Here is a 1,357-nt window from a genome sequence, read left to right on the forward strand (position 1 = left end):
TTGATAATCAAATAGTTATATGTTTTCATTTTTTGACTATTTGATTATCCAAAATAGTAAAAATTTCTTCGTTAGCAGCTAAAAACAACTCCGTTTTCGAGTAGGGGAATTCTGACTAACGTTAAATTTAAATATTGATAATCAAATAGTTATATGTTTTCATTTTTTGACTATTTTATTATCCAAAGTAGTAAAAATTTCTTCGTTAGCGGCTAAAAACAACTCCGTTTTCGAGTAGGGGAATTCTGACTAATGTCAAATTTTCTTATTGATAATCAAAATTTTGTGATTTCAAAATCCTTGTCAATCAATGCAAATTTAGTGATTTGTTTTTGAATTCTTTTTACCATTCCTTAGAAGAACCAATATGGGAGAAAAGCCACCAGTGCTGCCGTTCAACGGGCTTTCAGCTTGTTTCCTTCGGACAAGACGAAAGCTTAGTTATTAGCGGTAGTCTTTCTTTCCATCAGTCAAATAGTTTTGTGTCAAGCAATGATAATGATTGTTGAATGCCTTCGTCAAACAATCGTCCGCTTAATTTTAGTATGTCTTTCGTCTTAACTTTTTGTTCGTCTGATTTGTCACCGAAGTAAATAACTAATTTTCTATGTTGTCCTTTATAGCTAATTTCTGTTGTTAAGTATATGTGTCCACTATCCGCACCATTCGACAGAATTTTGAAGTTCGCTATCTCTATTTCAAAGTTTGATAGTTTGTCGAATAAGTCCCAGCTTTGTTCAAAACTGTCCTTGCTAATTTCGGAAACAACAAAATGTTCTTTGAAGTCATTGAGCAATAAATTGTTGTCTGTCCAGTAGCCATAATTGTCTTTGTATGGCATTTTCAATATTACTCGTCCTTCCTTGTCTAACCCAATTTCACGTTCAGGAATACCGCTTTCATAGTCGCACTCAACAAGCCAATATTTTACTTCGTCTATTTTCTCATCAAAGTCAGGATTTACTTTTGGAATGAATGTTGTCAGAATACCTTTTAACGCTTTTTTCAATGAGCTTTTTATCAGTCCTTCCTTTACAGTTTGCTTGTCGTTTTTCGGTGCGTCAAATTGTATGTAGGTTGTCGTCATAAAATCCTGATTAACGTTAAATTTAGACATTGATAATCAAATAGTTATATGCTTTCATTTTTTTGACTATTTAATTATCCAACATAGTAAAAATTTCTTCGTTAGCGGCTAAAAACAACTCCGTTTTCGAGTAGGGGAATTCTGACTAACGTTAAATTTAAATATTGATAATCAAATAGTTATATGTTTTCATTTTTTGACTATTTGATTATCCAAAATAGTAAAAATTTCTTCGTTAGCAGCTAAAAACAACTCCGTTTTCGAGTAGGG

Annotated in this window: 1 protein-coding gene; it reads right to left on the reverse strand. The window is 32.1% G+C overall.

All coding sequences use genetic code 11. From position 1 onward, the window contains the following. Positions 1-466 precede the first annotated feature (466 nt). Complete coding sequence (locus tag L0951_RS13635; protein ID WP_234111808.1) at positions 467-1,087, reverse strand: hypothetical protein; 621 nt, start codon at positions 1,085-1,087, stop codon at positions 467-469. Between the last annotated feature and the right edge of the window lie 270 nt (positions 1,088-1,357).

The organism is Chryseobacterium sp. R2A-55, from assembly GCF_021401085.1.
Lineage (GTDB): Bacteria > Bacteroidota > Bacteroidia > Flavobacteriales > Weeksellaceae > Kaistella.